This window comes from Kitasatospora sp. NPDC059160 (assembly GCF_042755465.1).
GTDB lineage: Bacteria > Actinomycetota > Actinomycetes > Streptomycetales > Streptomycetaceae > Kitasatospora.
Map to the genome: position 1 here is coordinate 78,713 of NZ_JBHZCN010000001.1, position 14,960 is coordinate 93,672.

The 14,960-nt window shown below is 74.3% G+C and carries 14 protein-coding genes; 7 read left to right on the forward strand and 7 right to left on the reverse strand.

All coding sequences use genetic code 11. The features are described from left to right. Nucleotide 1: 1 nt before the first annotated feature. From ACFXOZ_RS00350 to ACFXOZ_RS00375, 6 genes are all read right to left on the reverse strand, one after another. The gene (locus ACFXOZ_RS00350; RefSeq protein WP_380586141.1) at nt 2-1,222 is read right to left on the reverse strand and encodes a lysine N(6)-hydroxylase/L-ornithine N(5)-oxygenase family protein; all 1,221 of its coding nucleotides are present in this window, start codon (nt 1,220-1,222) and stop codon (nt 2-4) included. Further along, a complete protein-coding gene (locus ACFXOZ_RS00355) occupies nt 1,219-2,490 on the reverse strand; it encodes an ATP-grasp domain-containing protein (RefSeq protein ID WP_375881940.1) in 1,272 nt (423 codons plus the stop codon). Before ACFXOZ_RS00355 ends, ACFXOZ_RS00350 begins: the two co-directional genes overlap by 4 nt. Further along, nucleotides 2,487-3,746, reverse strand: a complete 1,260-nt coding sequence (locus ACFXOZ_RS00360) for an MFS transporter (protein ID WP_380586144.1) — start codon at nt 3,744-3,746, stop codon at nt 2,487-2,489. The genes ACFXOZ_RS00355 and ACFXOZ_RS00360 overlap by 4 nt, the downstream gene beginning before the upstream one ends. Nucleotides 3,747-4,009: 263 nt before the next feature. Then, nucleotides 4,010-4,690, reverse strand: coding sequence for a hypothetical protein (locus ACFXOZ_RS00365; RefSeq protein WP_380586147.1), 681 nt, complete (start codon nt 4,688-4,690; stop codon nt 4,010-4,012). 115 nt (nt 4,691-4,805) lie between these two features. Continuing rightward, nucleotides 4,806-5,309, reverse strand: coding sequence for a hypothetical protein (locus tag ACFXOZ_RS00370; protein WP_380586149.1), 504 nt, complete (start codon nt 5,307-5,309; stop codon nt 4,806-4,808). A gap of 42 nt (nt 5,310-5,351) precedes the next feature. Further along, nucleotides 5,352-6,011 carry an ArsR/SmtB family transcription factor gene (locus ACFXOZ_RS00375; RefSeq protein ID WP_380529205.1) on the reverse strand — a complete coding sequence of 220 codons (660 nt, stop codon included), beginning with the start codon at nt 6,009-6,011 and terminating at the stop codon, nt 5,352-5,354. A 140-nt stretch (nt 6,012-6,151) separates the two neighbouring features. Between ACFXOZ_RS00375 and ACFXOZ_RS00380 the strand changes: the two genes are divergently transcribed. The 7 genes from ACFXOZ_RS00380 (at nt 6,152) to mug (ending at nt 13,974) form a co-directional block, all read left to right on the forward strand. Next, on the forward strand, nt 6,152-7,513 hold the full coding sequence (locus ACFXOZ_RS00380) for an MFS transporter (protein ID WP_380586152.1): 1,362 nt from the start codon (nt 6,152-6,154) through the stop codon (nt 7,511-7,513). Nucleotides 7,514-7,669: 156 nt separating this feature from the next. Next, nucleotides 7,670-9,241 (forward strand): APC family permease, encoded by a 1,572-nt coding sequence (locus ACFXOZ_RS00385; protein ID WP_380586155.1) that lies wholly within the window; start codon nt 7,670-7,672, stop codon nt 9,239-9,241. Beyond that, nucleotides 9,238-9,675 (forward strand): hypothetical protein, encoded by a 438-nt coding sequence (locus ACFXOZ_RS00390; RefSeq protein WP_375881922.1) that lies wholly within the window; start codon nt 9,238-9,240, stop codon nt 9,673-9,675. The genes ACFXOZ_RS00385 and ACFXOZ_RS00390 overlap by 4 nt, the downstream gene beginning before the upstream one ends. A 9-nt stretch (nt 9,676-9,684) precedes the next feature. Further along, nucleotides 9,685-11,031 (forward strand): dipeptidase, encoded by a 1,347-nt coding sequence (locus tag ACFXOZ_RS00395; RefSeq protein WP_380529200.1) that lies wholly within the window; start codon nt 9,685-9,687, stop codon nt 11,029-11,031. A 141-nt stretch (nt 11,032-11,172) separates the two neighbouring features. Next, nucleotides 11,173-12,252, forward strand: coding sequence for an aminopeptidase P family protein (locus ACFXOZ_RS00400; protein WP_375882347.1), 1,080 nt, complete (start codon nt 11,173-11,175; stop codon nt 12,250-12,252). A gap of 148 nt (nt 12,253-12,400) precedes the next feature. Further along, on the forward strand, nt 12,401-13,414 hold the full coding sequence (locus ACFXOZ_RS00405) for a phosphatase PAP2 family protein (protein WP_375881916.1): 1,014 nt from the start codon (nt 12,401-12,403) through the stop codon (nt 13,412-13,414). Between the two features lie 17 nt (nt 13,415-13,431). Further along, nucleotides 13,432-13,974 (forward strand): G/U mismatch-specific DNA glycosylase, encoded by a 543-nt coding sequence (gene mug, locus ACFXOZ_RS00410; protein WP_375881914.1) that lies wholly within the window; start codon nt 13,432-13,434, stop codon nt 13,972-13,974. A 44-nt stretch (nt 13,975-14,018) separates the two neighbouring features. Here mug and ACFXOZ_RS00415 read toward each other — a convergent pair whose 3' ends face one another. Next, nucleotides 14,019-14,921 carry a LysR family transcriptional regulator gene (locus ACFXOZ_RS00415; protein WP_375881912.1) on the reverse strand — a complete coding sequence of 301 codons (903 nt, stop codon included), beginning with the start codon at nt 14,919-14,921 and terminating at the stop codon, nt 14,019-14,021. Nucleotides 14,922-14,960: the final 39 nt, after the last annotated feature.

The following is a 14,960-nucleotide window of genomic DNA, read 5'->3' on the forward strand; positions in this document are numbered from 1 at the left end:
GTCAGGAACTCCCGTTCGTACGGATGCTGTCGAGGATCGCCCGGCTGCGCCAGGCGAGCAGGCCGAGGTTGGGATCGGTGATGCCGAACGCGTGCCGGGCGCCGTTCTGCAGGTAGATCCGGTGGCCGTCCGGCCCGTCCCACTCCACCGAGTAGTCCTCCCGGACGACCGGGAGGCCGTCCTCCAGCCGCAGTCGCCCGGTCAAGGCGCCCAGGCACTGCGGCAGTTGCTGGACGTAGCCGGTCGCCAGCACGACCGCGTCGCAGTCCACCGCGGTCTCGGCCCCGTCGGACTTGAGCTCCAGGCGCAGCCCGTCGGCCCGCTCGGCGAGCCCGGCGACCTCGTGCCCGGGCAGCAGCCGGATCAGCTCCGGGCGCCCCTCGACGTGGCTGGTCAGGTAGACGATCCGGTACAGCTCGGCCAGCAGGCCCTCGTTGACGCCGTCGCTGGCGTACTTCTGCTCGGCCAGCAGGGCGGCCCGCTGCTCCTTGGGCCGTCCGAAGAAGTCCTGGGCGGCCTCCGGCAGGTACAGGTCGTTGGTGAAGGCCGACTCGTCCAGCGGCAGGAAGCCGGGCCGCCGGCTGACCCAGGTGACCCGCTCCGGGCGGGCCTGGCCGACCAGCAGGTGGCGGACGATCTCGGCGCCGCTCTGCCCGCCGCCGACCACGGCGACCCGGCGGCCGGCCAGTGCCTCGGCGTGCTGGACGAACTCGCTGGAGTGGAACACGGCCGGCCCGGTGGCGCCCTCCAGCACCGGCGGGAGGTACGGCTGCGGGCCCGCGCCGAGGACGAGGTGCCGGGAGCGGAAGGTGCCCCGGGAGGTCTCGGTCTCGAAGTGGTCGCCGTGGAAGCGGACCTCCGTCACGTCGTGGTCGTAGCGGACGGTGTCGCCGAGCTGGTCGGCCACCCAGCCGAGGTACTGGTTGAACTCCGCGCGGTGGACGGCCGGGAAGCGGGCGGTCAGGAACTGGTAGAACCGGCCCTTGGCGGCGAGGAAGGCCAGGAAGGAGAACCGGCTGGTCGGGTCGACCGGGGTGACCAGGTCCTTGAACGGCGAGTTCTGCAGGGTGGCGTCGGGGAGCAGCAGTCCCGGGTGCCAGGCGGGCCGTTCGCGGCGGTCCAGGTGCAGTCCGGTGGTGCCCGGGTGGGCTTCGGCCTGGGCGGCCAGGCTGAGGTTGGCCGGGCCGGCGCCGACCGCCAGGTAGTCGAGGAGCTCGCTCACCGTTCGTCCTCCGCTTGGGGGTTGATCCGGACGGCGGCGTCGACCGCGCCGCGCAGCGCGGTGGCGGCGGCCGGGGAGTCGGCGGTGAAGACCGCCTGGCCGAGCCGGCAGCGGAAGTCGTCCAGGTGCGGGTGGATCGGGTCGCCCGGGGCGAGGTCGAGCCGGACCTCGCGCACGCCCGGCAGGGCGGCCGCGGTGTCCAGGCCGGTGGCCCGGTCGAAGCGGGTCTCCCCGGGGGCGGTGAAGAAGTGGATGCCGGCGACCGCCGCGACCGGCTCGCCGAAGGCGCCGGTCTCCTGCGGGTCGAGGCCGAGCAGCCCGGCCAGCCACACCCTGGGCAGGCTGACGCCGGTGGCGAGCTGGGCCAGTTCGGCGATCCGGTCGCCGCCCATCCGGGCGCCGATCTCGACCAGGGCCGGGCCCTGGGCGGTGAGCCGCAGTTCGCAGTGGAACGGCCCGACGCTCAGGTTGACCGCCCGGACGACGCCCTGGACGTACTCCTCGATCGCGGCCGAGGCCTCGGCCGACAGGGCGGCGGGCAGCTGGTGGCCGATCTCGGCGAAGTACGGCTCCGGCGCGAGGAGCTTCTCGGTCACCGCGACGACGGTGGTGGTGCCGTCGAGGACGTAGCCCTCGACGCTGTACTCCGGCCCGTCCAGGTACTCCTCGACCAGGGCCCGCTCGATCATCGGGCGGCCGAGGTCGACGAAGTCGTCGGTGCTGAGCCGGCGGTACGCGTCGGTCAGCTGGTCCAGGTCGTGGACCACCGACACGTGGAGGCTGCCGGACTGGTCCACCGGCTTGACCACGCAGGGGAAGCCGGTGAGCTCGGCGGCCTTCGCGAGGTGCTGGTCGGAGCTCACCTCCAGGAAGCGCGGGCTGCGCAGCCCGGCGGCCTCGACCGCCTCGCGCATCCGGGTCTTGTCCCGGACCTGCTCCACCGTCCGCACGTCCAGGCCGGTCAGGCCCAGTTCGGCGGCGAGGTGCGCGGCGTTGGGGACGTAGACGTCGCAGCCGGGGAAGACCGCGGACAGCGGGAGGCGCTCGTGCAGTTCGCGGACCGCGGCGAGCAGGGCGGGCAGGTCGTTGGTCTCGACGGTCACCAGTGCGTCGATGCGGTCGCGCAGGTGCGCGGGCATCACCCGGTCCTCGGTGTCCGCGCTGGCGACCACGACGCCGATCCCCAGGTCCAGGGCGGCCTCGACCAGCAGCACACCCCCCGAGAGGGCTTCGATCACGAGGATGCGCCGGTCCGAATGCTTGGTCATCGTGCTATGTCTTCCCGTTCGTGGGCCACGGTCGCCGTTCCGGCGTCGTGGTGGTGGGGGTCGTGAGGGTGGTGGGGGTCGGCGGGGGCCGGGCGGCCGGCCCGGGCCAGCCCGGGCAGCAGCGCGAGGGCCAGGACCAGCGCCCCGACCGCGGCCACCCGCAGCAGGGTGGCCGGGTCGACCGAGGAGCCGGCCAGGGCGAGGGTCGCCCCGGCGACCGGCATCGGCGCCACCAGCAGCAGGCCGAAGGCGGCGACCGCGCTGCCGTACTCCCCGGTCGGCACCCGCTCGGCCCTGGTGGTGCGCAGGTAGACGCTGAACAGCGAGTCCAGGGCCAGGAACACCCCGAGGGCGACGCCGAACAGCGCCAGGTCCGGGGCCACGGACAGCCCCAGGCAGACCAGCGCGGAGGCGACGGCCAGGCCGATGCCGTAGCGCCACAGTCCGAGCCGGCCGATCAGCCAGGGGGCGATGCCGACCACCGCGATCGAGGCGACGCCGGCCGCCGAGTAGACGAAGCCGAGCGCGCTCTCCGAGACGCCGTACCGGGTGGCGACCAGGGCCGGGGCACTGCCGATCAGCAGGCTGAGCAGGTAGTTCAGCCCCATGGTCAGCAGCACCACGCTGCGCAGCACCGGATCCCGTACGGTCCGGCGCAGGCCGGCCAGCGGGGACGGCGCCGCGTCCGGGTCGGCCCTGCCGGCGGGCAGGGCGAGGGCGAGCAGCAGGCTGGCCGCGTAGCCGGCTCCCGCGGTGGCGACGAACACCACCGGCGGGAAGAGCAGCAGCAGTCCGCCGAGCGCGGGCCCGGCGATGATGGCGGCCTGTTCCAGGCCGGTCAGCACCGACTGGGTGCGGGCCGCCCGCTCCGGCGGGGTGAGCAGCCGCCCGGCCTTCTCGCCGGCCACGAAGGTCTGCTCGAAGAACGCGCCGGACAGCATGCCGAAGACCAGCACCACGGGCACCGCGGTGCTCGGCCGGAGCAGGATCAGCAGGCAGCAGACGGCCGCCAGGGCGAGCCGTCCCGCGTCGCTGACCAGGAAGATCTGGCGGATCGACAGCCGGTCCACCAGGTAGCCCGCACCGGCCAGCGAGAGCAGCCGGGGCGTCCAGGTCAGCACCACGGCCACACCCGACCAGGTGAGCCCGCCGGTCACCCGGTAGCAGAGCAGGGGGATCCCGAAGACCAGGAGGTTGTCCACCAGCCAGCCGATCGAGCGCAGCGCGAAGTAACCCACCGTACGGCCGGACGCCATGGAAGTTCCCCCGTGAACCTCGGAAATCGCCACCCCGGCCGGGCTGTTCGAAGCCCGGCATGAGCACGACCGTAGCCCGTCGAAAACGGAAAAGCTAGATCCATTTTCTGCGTCGACATGAAGATCTGTTCTCATCTGACGCTTCGACAGGAAGATCTGTTGGCAGACGTCGGGACGACGACAAGGCCCCGCTCCCGGACCGGGGAGCGGGGCCTCGCGCGGCGGCCGACAGGGGCCGACCGGTCACGACCGACCGATGACGGTCAGTCGGTGGCGGGGTGGGAGCGGGTGGCAGCGGTCAGCGCCTGCGCCTGGGCGCGCAGCGCGTCGAGCTGCTCCTGGAGGCCCGCGGGTGCGGAACCGGGGAGCTGCCGGGACGGGCTCGCGGCGGTGCCCGGGACGGTGGGCAGCGCCGGCACGCTCGGGAGTTGGCCGAGCAGGCCCTGCAACGCGGCGAGGAGCTGCTGGACGACACCTCCGACGTCGGGGACGGCCGAGGTCACCGTCGAGAGCAGGCCGGTGACCAGCTTGACGACGTCGCCGAGCGCCCCGAGGGCCGCGCTCGGGTCCGGCGCGGCCGGGACGGCGGGCAGGGCCGGCAGGGCGGGCAGGGCCGGGACCGCCGGGGCTCCGGGCACGGAGGGGGTGTCCGGCAGGGTGGGCACCGTCGGCACGGTCGGGGCGTCCGGCGCGGTCGGGGTGTCCGGTGCGGTGGGCGCCGTCGGCGCGGTCGGGGTGTCCGGCGCGGTGGGCGCCGTCGGCACCGTGGGAGTGTCCGGCGCGGTGGGGGTGTCCGGCGCGGTCGGGGCCGTCGGGACGACGGGGGCGGAAACGGTGGTGCGGGGGGCCGAGGCTGCCTGGCCGGCGGCGGTGGCGGACGCCGTGGCGACCATGGTCAGCGCGAGGGCTGCGGTCAGGGTGGCGGCCATCCGGGTGGAACGCATGGGTACTGCTTCCTCTCAGTGCGAGTCAGGCGAGATCGCCTGACTCACACCGTGCGGTCGCCGCCCGGGCCCGGCCACCGCAGGTACGCCGAACGGCGGCGCGCCGGACGACGGCTCAGCCCTGCGCCCATCCTGCGGTGCTGCGGTGCGCCCCCAGCCCGACCGAGTCGAACTCGTCCGCCCGCCCCGGTTCGACGGACCCGCCGAGCCACCGCAGGGCGCGCGAGATCGGGGTGCCCTCGGCCGGCGCGGGCTCGAACTCGCCACTGGCGAGCGGGCCCAGGACGACCCGGCCGTCGAACCAGCCGACGGCGCGCTGGGTCCCGCCGCCACCGAAGTACTCGGCCTCGACGCGGACGATCGGACCGGCCTTGGACCAGGCGGCGAGCCGGAGTTCGAACCCGTCGGAGTACCCGCCGAATCCCGCCCCACCGGATCCCGCCCCGCCGACGGACCTGGACACCGCGGTGTCGCCCTGGAGCGCGGACAGCACGGCGGGGGTGACCGGGATGAGCGCCAGCCCCTGGGCCAGCGGCACCACCCGGGCCGCCGGCACCTCCGCCGCCGCCACCGTCAGCAGCTCCAACATGCCGATCAGCGCTTGGAGTTCATACGACATGCCCGACATGCTGTCCCACCGCACCGACAGTCGGCCCGGAATTTATCGTTCCGTGCCCGCGCGGAGACCGTAGAGCAGGGTGAAGAGGGTCACGTCCACGGCGTCGTCGGCCGTACTCGGACCTTCTTCGGACAAGCCGTCGAAGATGTCGGCCAGTTGGGCGCGGAGCCGGGCCAGCCGGTCCGGGTCGAGCCGGAGGGTGAAGTGCGCGAACAGTCCGGCCGACGGGCCCGAACCGTCCTGCGGGCGGCTGAAATCCAGCCGCCCGTCGGCCACATGGGCGCGGAACTCGCCGCGGACCCGGTCGATCGCGGCCAGCATGGCGTCGTACGCCTCGGAGCGGGCCGGGGAGTCGGCGGTGAACATCTCCGGGGCGAGCCGGATGGAGTCCTGGGCGACCCGGTAGCGGCTCTCCACGATGCCGGAGACCAGCCGGGTGCCCGCCACCAGGACCAGCCCGGCCTTCTCCAACTGCTTGATGTGCCGGTAGAGCTTGGTCTGCGGCTCGCCGAGCTCGGCGGCGAGCTCCTTGGCGGTCAGCGGACGGTCCTCGGCGGTCTTCAACGCGCCGAGGATGGCGAGGCGCAGCGGGTCGGCCAGTGCCTTGAGCACCGCGACGTCGCCCACCTGGCGCTCCTTGACCCAGGCGGTGGGCTGCTGCTGCTCGTCCCCGTCGGCGGGTTCCTGTTCGTGCTCGGCCACGGGCCCACCCTCGCAGATCGGCCGCTCCGCCCGCAATCACCGCTCGGTGAGCGCTCACCCTTGCGCAATCACTCACGCTCACGCCATCATTCACGTGAGCGTGAACGGTGTCGGAGAACGCGAACGATGGGGGTCGGTCCATGACGGAGCACACCACGGCGACGGCCGAGCGGACGGCGGTCGGGCTGGGGACGGCCGAGCAGGCAGCGGCACCCGGACCGGCGGACCCGCCGCCGCCCGTCCCGCTGCGGCGCAACCTGCGGTTCCAGGCCCTGTGGGCCGGCACCTCCTGCGCGACCCTCGGCCTGATGATCGGCGAGACCGCCTTCCCCCTGCTGGTGCTCGCCCTCACCGGCTCGTCCACCGCCGCCGGAGCCTTCGGCGCCGTCCAGATGACCGCCACCCTGCTGCTCGGCGTGCACGGCGGCTCGGTCGCCGACCGGTGGGACCGCCGCCGGGTCCTGGTCGCCTCCGACGCCGTCCGGCTGCTGGCCCTGGCCAGCGTCCCGGTGGCCCTGGCACTCGACCGGCTGGCCCTGGCCCACCTGCTGGTGGTCGCCGCACTGGTGGGCGCGACCATCGCCTACAGCGGCCCGGTCCGGCTGCTGGCCCTGCGCTCGGTGGTCGCGCCGGAGCAGCTGTCGCAGGCGCTCGCCCAGGACGAGGCCCGGATGAGCGGCGCCGCGCTGGCCGGCCCGCCGCTGGCCGGGTTCCTGTTCGGACTCGGCCGCTCGGTGCCCTTCCTCGGCGCCGCGTTCGCCTCGCTGGTCGCGCTGATCACCGCACTGCTGGTGCGCTTCCCGGCCGGACCGGCGGCCGCGGCCGGGCAGCCGGGCCGCGCGGGCCAGGACGCGCAGGACGAGCAGGACGCGCAGGAGGAGCAGGAGGACGAGGGCGGCGCGCTGGCCGGCTTCCGCCTCCTCGCCGCCTCCCCGCTGCTGCGCCCCGCACTGGCCGTCCTACTGGTGATCAACCTGACCGGGGCGGCCCTGCTGCTGCCCGTCATGGTGCTGCTGCGCGAACACGGCACCAGCAGCAGCGGGATCGGCCTGGCGCTGGCCGGCGAGGCGGTCGGCGCGCTGGCCGGGGCGACCCTGGTCTCCCGGCTGCACCGGCTGGCCGGCCCCGGGGTGCTGCTGCTCGTGGTGGCCTGGACCGCCGTGCCCGTCCCGCTGGCACCGCTGCTGCCCGGCGGGGCGGTCACCGTGTTCGCCGCGCTGTTCCTGGTCGGCGCGGGCGTACCGGCCCTGCGGGTGATGCTCGACCTGCTGGTCTTCCGTCAGGTGCCGGACCGGCTCCGCGGCCGGGTGATCGCCGCGACCATGACCCTGCTCACCGCCGGGATGCCGGCCGGCTCCTTCGCCGCCGGCCTGCTGCTGGACCGCTTCTCCCCCGCCGTCACGCTCGCCGCGATCGCCGCCCTGCTCGCCGCCGCCCTGCTGCCCGCCACCGCGAGCCGCACCCTGCGCCGCGCCACCTGGCCCGCCGCCGCGCCGGTGTGAGCCCAGGGCTGAACGCCGGTCACCCGCACGGCCGCCCGCCGCATGCGGCGGGCGCGGCAACCGGGTGAACTGGCCGGGTACGGCCCGCCGCCGGGGCTCCCTCCCCGGCGCCCCGCTCCCCGCGCAGCCGACCGGGGCCGTACCGGAGGAGGACCGATGAGTGCCACGGACGCGCCCCCGCCCGGCCCCGGCGGCGAGGCCGGCCCCGGGGGTACGACCGGCCCCGGGGGTGAGGCCGGCCCCGCCACCCGGGAGCGCGGCGGCTCGGTGGCCGGCCGACTGGCCGCCGCGCCGCGGATGTCCTGGATCACCCTCGCCCTGATGACCACCAGCTCGGTCGCCAGCCTGCGCTCCGCCCCGACCATGGCGGTGTACGGGCTGGCCTGCGTCTTCCTCTACCTCGTCCCCGCGGTGGTGTTCCTGCTGCCGACCGCGCTGGTCTCCGCCGAGCTGGCCTCCGGCTGGGAGGGCGGCGTCTACCGCTGGGTCTCGGAGGGCCTGTCGAAGCCGCTGGGCTTCCTGGCCGTCTGGTGCCAGTTCGCGATGACGATCTTCTACTACCCGTCGCTGCTGGCCTACGTGGCCTCGACCATCGCCTACGTGGTGAACCCCCGGCTGGCCAGCAACGGCCCGTACACCGCGGTCGTGATCATGGTGCTGTACTGGACCGGCGTCTGGGTCTCCTCGCGCGGGACGAAGGCGGTCGCCGGACTCTCCTCGATGGGCCTGGTGATCGGCACCCTGATCCCCGGCACCCTGCTGGTGGTGCTCGGCTTCGTCTTCCTCGGCGAGGGCAACTCCTCCGCCGCCCCGATGGACGCCTCGCACCTGTTCCCGCAGTGGACCGGGCTGGCCAGCCTGGTGCTGATCGTCAACAACTTCCTCAGCTACTCCGGCATGGAGATGAACGCGGTGCACGTCTCCTCGCTGCGCGACCCGGCCAGGGAGTTCCCGCGGTCGATGTTCACCGCCTCCGCGATGGTGCTGGCGATCTTCATCCTGCCGGCGCTGGCGATCAGCTGGGTGGTGCCGTCCAGCGAACTGAGCCTCACCGCCGGGGTGATGCAGGCCTTCGACGCCTTCTTCCAGTACTTCGACATCGGCTGGCTCACCCCGGTCATCGCGGTGGCCCTGATCGCCGCCTCGCTCGGCGGCATGCTGACCTGGCTGGCCGGGCCCTCCAAGGGCCTGCTGCTGATCTCCCGTCAGGAGGGCTACCTGCCGCCGTTCCTGCAGAAGCTCAACCGCGAGGGCGTCCAGCAGAACCTGCTGGTCTCCCAGGGCGTGGTCACCACCGCCATCGCCCTGCTCTACGCACTGATCCCGAACGTCTCCAGCGCCTACTGGATCTTCTCGGTGATCACCACCCAGGTGTACCTGATCGTCTACCTGCTGATGTTCAGCGCCGCGATCCGGCTGCGCCGCACCCAGCCGGACCACCCGCGCGGCTACCGGGCCCCGGCCCTGGTGCCGATCTGCGTGATCGGCCTGCTCGCGTCGGCCGCCGCGATGGGCATCGGCTTCGTGCCGTCCTCGCAGTTCGGCAGCGGCAGCGTCTGGTCGTACATCGGGATCGTCGGCGGCGGCCTGCTGCTCCTCGGGCTGGTCATCCCCCTCCTCTTCCTGCGGCTGCGCAGGCCGAGTTGGCGCTCGCCCGAGGCGGCGGCCGAGCTGGCCGCCCAGGAGGCGCAGGAGCTGCGCCGGACCGAAGGGGGTACGACGTCATGACCACCGGCCTGATGGCCTCCCGCCACCGCTGGATCTACCTCGGCTCGATCGTGCTGCTGGTCGCGATGCTGGTCACCGGCCTGCTGTCGTTCACCCAGCTGCACGCCACGAACCTGGCGAACGAGAAGGCCGGGGAGCTCGCCACGCGGCTGGGCTCGGCCGGCTACCCGGTGCCCACCCGGGACCAGATCACCCACACCCTCGGCGAGGACGGCGGCGCGGTCTGCGCCGACCCGGCGAACGCGCTCAACCAGGCGCAGTGGACGTACGGGATGTCCAACGGCGCGGGCGGGCCGGGCCAGCGCCCGGTGCTCTCCGACCGCGAGGTGGTCAAGGCCGAGGCGATCGTGCTCTCGGTCTACTGCCCGGACCGGCTCGCCGCCATCCAGGACAAGATCGACGACCTCGACCTGCGCGACACCGTGCGCAAGTAGGAGCCCCAGATGACCGACGAACTCGCCCGGCGGATCGACGGGTTGATGCCCCGCGCGTGGGCCGACCTGGCCGAGCTGGTGGCCATCCCGTCCGTCGCCGACCCCCGGCAGTACCCGCCGGAGAAGTGCCGGGAGGCCGCCGAGTGGGTCGCCGACGCCTTCACCGGGGCCGGCCTGCGCGACGTCCACCTGGAGGAGACCCCGGACGGCAGCCACGCCGTGGTCGGCCACCGCCCGCCCCCGCCCGGCGCCCCGACCGTGCTGCTGTACAGCCACTACGACGTCCAGCCCCCGCTGGACGAAGCCGCCTGGACCTCCCCGCCGTTCCGGCTCACCGAGCGCGACGGCCGCTGGTACGGGCGCGGCGCCGCCGACTGCAAGGGCAACATCGTCATGCACCTCACCGCGCTGCGGGCGCTCGGCGAGGACGTCCCGGTCGGCCTCAAGCTGGTGGTCGAGGGCTCCGAGGAGCAGGGCACCGGCGGCCTGGAGCAGTACGTGCCCCCGCACGCCGGGGAGTTGCACGCGGACGCCCTGCTGATCTGCGACACCGGCAACGCCGCCGTCGGCGTGCCCACCGCCACCACCTCGCTGCGCGGGGTGGTCACCGTGGTGGTCGGCGTCGAGGCGCTCACCGGCGACGTCCACTCCGGCATGTTCGGCGGCCCCGCCCCGGACGCCCTGGCCGCGCTGGTCCGGATGCTGGACTCGCTGCGCGACGCCGACGGCGGCACCCGGATCGAGGGCCTGGACTGCACCGGCAGCTGGAGCGGCGTCGGCTACGACGAGGGCGCCTTCCGGACCGACGCCGGGGTGCTGGACGGCGTCCGGCTGACCGGCTCCGGCACCGTCGCCGACCGGCTCTGGGCCCGCCCCGCCGTCACCGTCCTCGGCATCGACTGCCCGCCCGTGGTCGGCTCCGCGGCCGCCGTCCCGGCCACCGCCCGGGCCCGGGTGAGCCTGCGGGTGCCGCCCGGCACCGACGCCCGCGCCGCCCAGGACGCGCTGGTCGCCCACCTGGAGGCGGCCGCACCCTGGGGCGTCCGGGTCACGGCGGAACGGGAGAGCGCCGGCGCGCCGTTCCGGGCCGACACCGGCGGGCCCGCGTACGCCGCGCTCGACAAGGCCGCGCAGGAGGTCTACGGCAAGCCGCTGTCCTTCCTCGGCCAGGGCGGCTCGATCCCGCTCTGCAACGTCCTGGCCACCACCTTCCCGGCGGCGGAGCTCGTGCTGATGGGTGTCGAGGAGCCGCGCTGCCTGATCCACGCGCCGAACGAGAGCGTCGACCCGGAGGAGATCCGGCGGATGGCCCACGTCGAGGCGCTGTTCCTCCGGCACTTCGCCAACAGCCGCTGACCATGGCGCAGTTGCGGGAAGTCGGCCACCATCGAAGGAGCCGACGTCGAACGACCCGCCAACGGACGACCCGACGCCGAAGGACCCCGAGGAGGAGCAACCGTGCCCCGTCCGTTCACCACCGAGGACCACGCCGCCCGGATGGCCCGGGCCACCGCCGAGGCGACGGCCGCCGGGCTGGCCGGCCTGGTGGTCGCCCCCGGCCCCGACCTGAGCTACCTGTGCGGCTACCGGCCCACCGCCGTCACGGAGCGGCTCACCGCCCTCGTCCTCGCCCCCGGCCGCCGCCCCGCGCTGATCGTCCCCAGGCTGGAGCGCCCGGACGCCGAGAAGGCGCTCGGCGCCCCGGCCGTCGAGCTGCTCGACTGGTCCGACGGCGAGGACCCGTACGCCACCGCCCGCCCGCTGTTCGAACCGGCCGGGCGCTACGGGATCTCCGACAACGCCTGGGCGATGCACCTGCTCGGCCTCCAGTCCGCCCTGCCCGGCAGCGGTTTCACCTCGCTCACCGAGGCGCTGCCGATGCTGCGCGCGGTCAAGGACACCGAGGAGCTGGAGCGCCTGGCCGCGGCCGGCGGCGCGGCGGACGCCGCCTACCGGGGCATCCTGGAGGTCGGCTTCGCCGGCCGCCGGGAGACCGACGTCGCCGCCGACCTCGGCGCGCTGCTGATCCAGTACGGCCACAGCCAGGTCGACTTCACGGTGGTCGGCTCCGGCCCCAACGGCGCCAACCCGCACCACGAGGCCGGGGACCGGATCATCCGCACCGGGGACACCGTGGTGCTGGACTTCGGCGGCCTCAAGGACGGCTACGGCTCCGACACCACCCGCACCGTGCACGTCGGCCCGGACGTCCCGGACGAGGTGCGGCAGGTGCACGACCTGGTCCGGCTCGCCCAGCAGACCGCCTTCGAAGCGGTCCGGCCCGGAGTGAGCTGCCAGGAGATCGACCGGATCGCCCGACGGGTGATCACCGACGGCGGGTACGGCGAGCACTTCATCCACCGCACCGGCCACGGCATCGGGATCACCACCCACGAACCGCCGTACCTGGTCGAGGGCGAGGAGCGGCCGCTGGTGCCCGGCATGTGCTTCTCGATCGAGCCCGGCGTCTACCTGCCCGGCCGGTTCGGGGTGCGGATCGAGGACATCGTCACGGTGACGGCCAACGGCGGACGACGCTTCAACAACACCCCGCATGAGCTCGGTGCCGTCGCCTGACCGGGGCGGCGAGGCCGCTCCGCCGGACCGTTCGTCCCCGTCACGGGACCTTCGTCCGCCAAGATTTGACCCAACCGTGCGATTTTCTTACGAGCCGGTCATCGTTCGCCCAGAGTCCTCCAAGCTTGCGTTGCTAGTTTCGCTGAACATGACGAAGCTGCTGAGCCCGGCCCCGCCGACCCCGGTGCGGGCCGGACGTCTGCGTCCCGTGACCGAACGCAACCGCCGGGGAGGCCTGGCCAGACTGCGACTGCTGGCCTGGCCGGCCTACCTCACCGCCTTCGTCTGGTTCCTGGCCACCCAGGGCATGGCCTTCGCCAACGACGTGGTCTTCCTCTGGCTGATCGGCGCCCTGCTCACCGCCGCCGTCCACAGCGGACACGGCCCCCGCGGCTTCCTGCTGGTGCTGCGCGACTGGGTCCCGGTGATGGCCGTGGTCTGGGCCTACTCGCTGCTGCGCGGCTACGGCGCCCACACCCCCTGGGCCCCGCACTGGCTGCCCCAGCTGCGCTTCGACGAGGTGCTCGGCTTCGGGGAGACCTGGACCGTACGGCTCCAGCACGCGCTCTACACCCCCGGCTCGCCGCACTGGTACGACTACGCGGCGACGACCGTCTACCTCTCGCACTTCCTCGTCGTGTTCGTCCTGCTCGCCGTCCTGTGGCGGCGCTCCCACCAGCGCTTCCGTCAGCTCCTCGCCTGCTACTTCACGCTGACCTTCGCCGGCTTCGCCACCTACCTGCTCTACCCCGCCGACCCGCCGTGGCTGGTCGGCCAGCAGGGCAACATGCCCGAACTGCACCGGGTGGTCTGGGAGACCATCTCGAACACGGGCCTGCCGCAGGCCGACTCGCTGCTGGAGAACGGCAGCCAGTTCGCCAACGACGTCGCCGCGATGCCCTCGCTGCACTCCGCCTACCCCGCGATGCTGCTGTTCCTGTTCTGGCCCACCGCCCGGCCCTGGCTGCGCGCCCTGCTGGTCGCCTATCCGCTCGCCATGGCGTTCACCCTGGTCTACGGCGCCGAGCACTTCATCATCGACATCCTGGCCGGCTGGACGTACGCCGCCGTGGTGGTGTTCGGCCTGCGGTGGCTGCGCGACCGCCGCACCGCGCGGACGGCGGCCAGGGCAGAATCGGCCGGGTGCACTCCCAATCCGTGAGGGGAACCCCGACACCGATGAAGCCGACCCCCGAGCAGCTGCGGGCCGCCCAGGACACCACCATCCCGGACGTCACCGGGCCCGGGCTGCGGGTGCTGTTCTGCGGCATCAACCCGGGCCTGTGGTCCGGGGCCACCGGGCACCACTTCGCCCGCCCGGGCAACCGCTTCTGGCCCGCCCTGCACCGCTCCGGCTTCACCGGGCGCCAGTACCGCCCGGACGAGCAGGACGAACTGCCCGCCCTCGGCCTCGGCATCACCAACGTCGCCCCGCGCACCACCGCCAAGGCGGACGAGCTCACCGCCGAGGAACTGCGCGCGGGCGGCGCGGCGCTGCGCGAGCGGGTGCTGCGGCTGCGGCCGCGCGTCCTCGCGGTGCTCGGCATCGGCGCCTACCGGACGGCCTTCGGGCAGCGCCGGGCCGCGATCGGGCGCCAGCCGGAGGGCATCGGCGACACCGAGGTGTGGGTGCTGCCCAACCCCAGCGGCCTCAACGCCCACTACACCCTGGACGCGCTGGCGGCCGAGTTCCGCGCCCTCCGGGAGAGCCTCGACGACTGATCGGCCCGGTCGCCCGAGCCGACCGGGCCGACCGGGCCGACCGGTCAGGCCGCCGTCAGCCCGGCGGGCAGCGGCAGCTCGCGCAGTTCGCGGATCAGCGCCCGGACGGCCGCCGTCCCGGCCAGCTCGGGGGTGGTGACGTACCCGACGAAGCGGCTGGGCGGCCGCGGGCCGAGGTCGGTGACGGCCAGCCCGGGCGGCGCGCCGAGCAGGGCCGTCCGGGGCATCACCGCCATGCCGAGGCCCTGGGCGACCAGCGAGAGCGCCACCGTGTCGTCCTCCGCGTCGACGGTCGCGGGCGGCAGCCAGTCCTGCCGCCGCCACCAGTCCCTGGTGTACGAGCCGCAGTTCTCCGCCCAGTCCACCAGCGGCAGCCGGCGGGGCTCCGGGTGGCCCTGCGGGTGGGCGAGGGCGTACGACTCCCGGTACAGCCGCACCGCGACCAGCCCGGGCACGGACGGCGGACCACCCGCGTCCAGGGTGGCCAGCCCGAGGTCGGCGCGCCCGTCCGCGACCTCCCCGGCGGTGCCCCGGCCGAGCTCCCGGACGATCCGCACCCGCGGGGTGAGCCCCGGGTGCTCGGCGGCGAGCCGGGCCAGGACGGGCGGCAGCAGGTTGGCGGCGGCACTGCGGAAGGCCGCGATCCGCAGCGTGCCGGTCAGCGGCCCCGCCGGGCCGGCACCCGCGCCCCGCACCTCGGGGCCCATCACCGCCAGCAGCCGCAGGATCCGGCGGGCGTAGCCGACCGCCCGCGCGCCGGCCTCGGTGGGGCGCGCGCCGTGGCGCCCGCGGTCGAAGAGCACCGCGCCGAGCTTCCGCTCGCAGGCGCGCACGGCGTGCGAGACGGCGGACTGGGTGGTCTCCAGGCGCGCGGCGGCCGCCGTGAAGCTCCGCTCCTCGTCGACGGCGACCAGGACGCGCAGCTCGTGCGGGGCGAGTTCGGTCATGCGGCGAACCTACCTCCCATCGAATCCGCTCATGGAAGG

Coding starts and splice junctions, on each gene's coding strand:
- ACFXOZ_RS00395 (WP_380529200.1), top strand. CDS start 9,685: ATGACCGACGAACTCGCCCGGCGGATCGACGGGTTGATGCCCCGCGCG.
- ACFXOZ_RS00405 (WP_375881916.1), top strand. CDS start 12,401: ATGACGAAGCTGCTGAGCCCGGCCCCGCCGACCCCGGTGCGGGCCGGA.
- ACFXOZ_RS00355 (WP_375881940.1), bottom strand. CDS start 2,490: ATGACCAAGCATTCGGACCGGCGCATCCTCGTGATCGAAGCCCTCTCG.
- ACFXOZ_RS00415 (WP_375881912.1), bottom strand. CDS start 14,921: ATGACCGAACTCGCCCCGCACGAGCTGCGCGTCCTGGTCGCCGTCGAC.
- ACFXOZ_RS00390 (WP_375881922.1), top strand. CDS start 9,238: ATGACCACCGGCCTGATGGCCTCCCGCCACCGCTGGATCTACCTCGGC.
- ACFXOZ_RS00400 (WP_375882347.1), top strand. CDS start 11,173: ATGGCCCGGGCCACCGCCGAGGCGACGGCCGCCGGGCTGGCCGGCCTG.
- ACFXOZ_RS00370 (WP_380586149.1), bottom strand. CDS start 5,309: ATGTCGTATGAACTCCAAGCGCTGATCGGCATGTTGGAGCTGCTGACG.
- mug (WP_375881914.1), top strand. CDS start 13,432: ATGAAGCCGACCCCCGAGCAGCTGCGGGCCGCCCAGGACACCACCATC.
- ACFXOZ_RS00385 (WP_380586155.1), top strand. CDS start 7,670: ATGAGTGCCACGGACGCGCCCCCGCCCGGCCCCGGCGGCGAGGCCGGC.
- ACFXOZ_RS00365 (WP_380586147.1), bottom strand. CDS start 4,690: ATGCGTTCCACCCGGATGGCCGCCACCCTGACCGCAGCCCTCGCGCTG.
- ACFXOZ_RS00360 (WP_380586144.1), bottom strand. CDS start 3,746: ATGGCGTCCGGCCGTACGGTGGGTTACTTCGCGCTGCGCTCGATCGGC.
- ACFXOZ_RS00380 (WP_380586152.1), top strand. CDS start 6,152: ATGACGGAGCACACCACGGCGACGGCCGAGCGGACGGCGGTCGGGCTG.